At 69.2% G+C, this 5,421-nt stretch carries 6 protein-coding genes; 5 read left to right on the forward strand and 1 reads right to left on the reverse strand.

Annotated elements, in window-relative coordinates:
- The first annotated feature begins 150 nt into the window (after positions 1-150).
- The 5 genes from uraH to VFZ20_RS22625 all read left to right on the forward strand — a co-directional run bounded on the left by uraH (position 151) and on the right by VFZ20_RS22625 (position 3,785).
- Positions 151-480: a hydroxyisourate hydrolase gene (gene uraH / locus VFZ20_RS22605; protein WP_329686220.1), complete on the forward strand. Its 330-nt coding sequence runs from the start codon at positions 151-153 to the stop codon at positions 478-480.
- 3 nt (positions 481-483) lie between these two features.
- Positions 484-1,677, forward strand: a complete 1,194-nt coding sequence (locus VFZ20_RS22610) for a urate hydroxylase PuuD (RefSeq protein WP_329686221.1) — start codon at positions 484-486, stop codon at positions 1,675-1,677.
- Positions 1,678-2,008: 331 nt separating this feature from the next.
- Positions 2,009-2,659 carry a hypothetical protein gene (locus VFZ20_RS22615; RefSeq protein ID WP_329686222.1) on the forward strand — a complete coding sequence of 217 codons (651 nt, stop codon included), beginning with the start codon at positions 2,009-2,011 and terminating at the stop codon, positions 2,657-2,659.
- A 140-nt stretch (positions 2,660-2,799) separates the two neighbouring features.
- A complete protein-coding gene (locus tag VFZ20_RS22620) occupies positions 2,800-3,300 on the forward strand; it encodes a hypothetical protein (RefSeq protein WP_329686223.1) in 501 nt (166 codons plus the stop codon).
- Entirely contained in the window at positions 3,297-3,785 is a 489-nt protein-coding gene (locus VFZ20_RS22625; protein ID WP_329686224.1) for a DUF7689 domain-containing protein, read from the forward strand. Before VFZ20_RS22620 ends, VFZ20_RS22625 begins: the two co-directional genes overlap by 4 nt.
- Positions 3,786-3,870: 85 nt before the next feature.
- Here VFZ20_RS22625 and VFZ20_RS22630 read toward each other — a convergent pair whose 3' ends face one another.
- Positions 3,871-5,238, reverse strand: a complete 1,368-nt coding sequence (locus tag VFZ20_RS22630) for a hypothetical protein (protein WP_329686225.1) — start codon at positions 5,236-5,238, stop codon at positions 3,871-3,873.
- Between the last annotated feature and the right edge of the window lie 183 nt (positions 5,239-5,421).

Here is a 5,421-nt window from a genome sequence, read left to right on the forward strand (position 1 = left end):
GGGGGGGGGGGGGGGGGGGGGGGGCCCCTCGCCCGTGCGAGACGCCATCCATCACCGCTGGATCTCCGCCCCATCCCGCGCTGGATCCCTGCAGGCGAGCGTAGCGCCGGACCGGGCGCATCCACCCGTATCCTCATCAAACCACACGCGATGAGCGCGATCACCACACACGTGCTGGACACGGCGCGCGGGCGTCCCGCGGCGGGCGTGCCGGTGTGCCTGGAGCGGGACGGCCGCGTCCTGGGCGAGGGCGCCACGGACGACGACGGCCGCCTGCGCACCCTGCTGCCGGCCGGCGCGCCGCTGGAGCCCGGCGTGTACCGGCTTACGTTCGGCACGGGCGCATACTTCGCCGCGCGGGGCACGGACGCGTTCTATCCGCGCGTGCAGATCGACTTCGAGGTGCGCGACGGGGCGCAGCACTACCACGTGCCGCTGCTGCTGAACCCGTTCGGGTACTCCACCTACCGGGGGAGCTGAGGGATGAGCTGGCGGGAGCTGCTGGACCTGGTGTTTCGCTGGATGCACGTGATCGCGGGGATCATGTGGATCGGCAACTCCATGCTGTGGAACTGGATCGACCGCAACCTGGAGCCTTCGAAGCAGGGAAAGCCGGGCATCCAGGGCGAGATCTGGCTGCTGCACAGCGGCGCCTTCTACTTCATGGAGAAGGACACCCGCGGGTGGGACCGCGATCGCCCCCTGCACTGGTTCAAGTGGCAGGCGTACACCACGTGGCTCACGGGCGCCATGCTGCTGGTGCTGGTCTACTACGCCAGCGGCGGCGCCCTGCTGGTGGACCCCGCCGTGGCCGACCTCACGCCCGCGCGCGCCACGCTGATCGGCGTGGGAACCATCGTGGGCGGATGGCTCGTCTACCACTACGGGCTCGCGAAGCTGCTGGCCCGCGCGGGCGGGATGGCGGCGCTGCTGGGCCTCGCGCTGGTGCTGGGCGTGGCCTACGGGCTCACGCACGTGTTCAGCGGGCGCGCGGCGTTCCTGCACGTGGGCGCCATGCTGGGCACGCTCATGGCGGGCAACGTGTTCCGCGTCATCATGCCGTCGCAGCGCGTGCTGGTGTCGGCCGTGGAGCGCGGCGAGCAGCCGGACCCGGGCCCTTCAAAGCGCGCGAAGGAGCGGTCCATCCACAACAACTACATGACCTTTCCGGTCATCGTGCTGATGCTCAGCAGCCACTTTCCCGGGCTGTACGCGCATCGCAACAGCTGGCTCACGCTGGGGATGCTGGTGCTGGCGGGCGCGTCCGTGCGGCACATCCTGAACATCCGCTTCACCTTTCCGCGGTGGCGCCCCGCGCTGGCCGCCACGATGATCGCGTCCGTCCTGGGGCTCTACGCGCTCACGGCGCGCCCGGCCGGCACGCAGGGGCCGGCGGCGGACGCGGGCGCCGGCACGGTGACGTTCGCGCAGGCGCACGCCGTCATCCAGAAGCGCTGCGTCGTCTGCCACAGCGCGGACGCGGCGGACCGCACGTTCGGCGCGGCGCCGGCGGGCGTGGCGTTCGACACGCCGGAGCAGATCCGCGCGCGCATCGACCGCATCCGCTTTCGCGCCGTGGAGTCGCAGACCATGCCCCCCGCCAACAAGACGCACATGTCTCCCGAGGAGCGCGCGATCCTGGGCAGCTGGATCGCCCAGGGCGGGCGGGTGGAGTAGGCCGCCTGCCGAGATGTTACGGAAGGCACGAACGTAGCGCCCGACAACGCGCGTGCCTTCTATCCACCCTGCGTCACCTCCTCGCCTCAACGACGCGCAGCATTCCTTGCAACGCCCTCGGGCCTCTGCCGCGCAAGCCTTACTTCAACCCTGGCACCCGGTTGAGGGCTGGTTCAGCAAGGCAGTCCCCCCCCCGACGAGCACGTTCGACCTCGAGGATTCATCGCACGGTGAACAAAGGCGATTGGAAGCTTCGTGCTTGCCTGTCGCAAGGAATGATCTTTAGCTTTGAGCGAGTGGGTACGACCGACATCTGCTCCGTGAGGCCACCGTGACCGTCCCTGATGCAACGAAGCTCCACTGGCGGTCGGTCAGCATCGCGATCAAGGTTCCACGGGGACACCTGGACGTTGCGTCACTCGTCGAGGTCATGGATCCATCCGCGGGGTTTCTCGTGGAGTCCAGCGACGCACTCACGGGCCAGACATACGCTTTCGTCGGCCCTGTCGACGACGAGCTCGACTTCGATGAGCATACCGTCCAGGTAGACTCGTATCGTTTTGGGGAGGAAGACAGCCAGGAGCAGCTCAAGCGGATCGAGGACAGCGGGTTCTACGACGTACTCCAGAGATGCATCCGGGACGTCCACGAGCTCCAGGTCATCTCCACGACGGATTTGCACTATCCGGCAGGGCAAGCTGCCTGGCGCATGAAGATGCTCGCGGATACGCCTCACTTGGAGGAATTCCGATCCGAGATCGGCAAGATCTCACTGTCGGGGATCAAGCTGCGCTTCACCGATTCCCCGCACGGACTGCTGGAGAGCTTCCTGGAGATCAGTCCCGATGAGGATGAGTACCGATGCTCGTTGACGGTTCTCAACTACATCACTCCGGACGAGCTGCCAAGCCTCCACGCGACCGTGTTGAACCAGGCGGAAGAGTTCGCGCAGCTCTTTGTCGAGGTCAAGGAGGACGCGTGAGCGCGGAGCCGTTCAAGGAGGGCCGCTATCCCGATCGGCATCGGAATCCGGCACGGAGAGATCCCTGGGGCCGGTCCGCCTGGACGGTGAACGCGCGTACGTCACAACAAGCCGGCGGACGAGCAGTCCCACGGCAGTCGGTGCGCGACTTCGTGCAGTCGGAAGGTGCGCAGCAAGCGTTGAAGGCGCTGAGCGAGCAAATCACCCGGGCCGTCTCCGATACGTACGTCAGGTGGGACAACTCCCTCCTGCGCCGCAAGCTTCATGAGGCCGAGCAGGAACGCTCACTTCTGGAGCAGGAGAACGAGGAGCTGCGACGCGCGCTCGAAGCGATTCGCACTGCAGGTCCCAAGGACATCCGGGCCGAGTTCAGCCAGCTGGCCGCGCAGTGGCACGACGAAACCGGGCACATGTCGTCGGCGATCTCGTTCACGCAGCACCCTGCCTACCTCCGCATCATCGGGATGGGGCCGGCGGTCGTTCCCTTCATCCTGGAGGACCTGCGGCGCACCCAGGCACACTGGTTCGTGGCGTTGCGGCTGATCACGGGAGAGACCCCGATCCGGCCCGAAGACAGGGGCAACGTGCAGCGACTCGCGGACGCGTGGATTGCGTGGGGCCGGGAGCGAGGACTGGCGTGAGGCGCCCAGCGGCAGAAGACGACCTCAAGCGTCGCTTTCCCCGGCTCGCCAGCACCCGGTTCGCGGTCACGAGCGATGACACGCCGGCGTACAACTGTCTCGCCTGGGTGCTTGGGGACCAGGCGAGCTGGATCTCGCCCACTCTCTTTGATGAGGACCTTGGCCTGTACCCGTGGCCGGAAGGCGTTCCACGCGAGAACACGGTCAATGCATGGATCCTCGCGCTGGAGAGCTACGGGTTCACACACTGCGAGGACGCTTCCCTGGAGCCCGGCCGAGACAAGGTGGCCGTGTACTGGAACGAGACCACGCAGGAGATCCACTTCGCACTGCAGCTTGCCTCGGGCCTCTGGACCAGCAAGGTAGGCCGGTGGGAAGACATTAACCACGAGCTGGATGGACTGACCGGAGACAGGTACGGCAAGGTGATCGGGTTCCTGAGCCGTCCGGCGGCAACAGGGAACGAGACGTCCGCCAAGGAGTGACGGCATCCATCCGCGATGAATCACATCAAAAAGCCCCGCCGGAGATTGCTCCGGCGGGGCTGCTCGTTGCTGGATCGGATGCGGATCAGCGCCCGTGGAGGCCGGCGCCGCGCAGGCAGGCGGCCACGAACGCGGACTCCACCTGCCGGCACGCCGCGCGGATGGGCTCGGGCGCGGAATGCGCCAGGGCCAGGCGCTCGCCGATCATCCCGTAGCAGCGCGGCCTTGCCTCGCCGGGCACCTGCCGGCAGAAGTCGATGCCGGGCTCGATGGTCCACTGCAGGTCCGTGAAGTATTCCACGCCGCCCATCAGGCAGTCCGCCACGTGCGCGCGGTCGCCCTGCCCGCACGCCGCGATCATCCGCGGCGCGTCGCCGCTCACGGCGCCCAGGAACTGCTTGCCCGTGCCCTGGTAGCACGACGCCACCGCGACGGCCGGCGCCGCGTCGCAGGCGCGCAGCACCGTCGCCGGGTTCAACCCGTGCAGGCGAAAGAGGACGATGGGCTGGTACGCCCAGCACGACGGCTGATGGCGCTCCGCCAGCCCGTCGCACAGCCGCGCCATCTCCCCCCGCGCCGCCGACTTGGCCTGCGAGGCGCTGGCCGGCGGCGGCGCGTCTGCCCCGTGGTCGTGCCCGCCGGCGGAGGCGGACCCGCTTCCGTGGTTGTGCGCGCCGGCCGAGGCCGATCCGCCGCCGTGCGCCGCGTGGTCCATCCCCGGGCCGTCGCCCACGTTGACGGACGTGGCACCGATGGCGCGAATCGCCCGCTCCATGAAGATGCCGTCGTAGCACTCGCGCCGGGCCTGCGCCTGGTCCAGCGCGTCGCAGATGGGCAGCGCCTGGCGAAAGTCCCCGCCGGCGTGCACCATCAGCCCGTGCCCCAGGCCGTGCCAGCACTCCAGCAGCTCGAACCCGCGCGCGCCCCGCGCCGACCGCGCCGCGCAGATGCGGTCCGCCGAGGCCTCGTCGATCGTCCCGCCCTGCAGGAACCACCCTTCCAGCGCGCCGTGAAAGCAGCCGCTCTGGAACGACGGCGTGCACTCGCCCAGGAGGGCCAGGTCACGCCGGTGCGACATGGCGTAGCGGCCCAGCGCGTGGGCCAGCGGGTGCCCCTGCCCGCGCAGCTGCGGGTCCGCCGCGGCCAGTACCTCCAGGCTGTCCAGCGCCACCCGCACGCCACGGTCGCGCGCGGCCAGGAACACGGACGCGATGTTCAGGTCGCGCTCCGTGACCCGCGTCCAGTCCAGCGTCTCGGCGGACGCGCCCGATACGCCCGACGCGGACGGACGCGCGGCGGGCGGCGCGGCGGGTGGCGTGGCCTGAAGGGGCAGCAGGGTCTGCGCGGCGTACGCGCTGTCGCGGTGGCGCAGGATGACCCCCGCGGCCACGGCGGCCAGGACGAGCCCCATCAGCGCGTACTTGAGGACGGATGCGCGGCGGGTGGACTTCATGGGCGGAACGGGGCACTGCGGTGGACGGGCATCCGGCTCCGAGGGACGGAGCGGATGCCGCGGAAGATCAGGCGTTGTAGATGACGCCCTGGTTCTTCTGGTACAGCTCCAGCACGGCCGCCGCCTCCTCGCGCAGCACGCCATGCACCAGGTGCACGCCGCGTGCTTCGAGGTACGCGTGGC

The sequence above is a fragment of the Longimicrobium sp. genome, assembly GCF_036280135.1.
Taxonomy (GTDB): Bacteria; Gemmatimonadota; Gemmatimonadetes; order Longimicrobiales; family Longimicrobiaceae; genus Longimicrobium.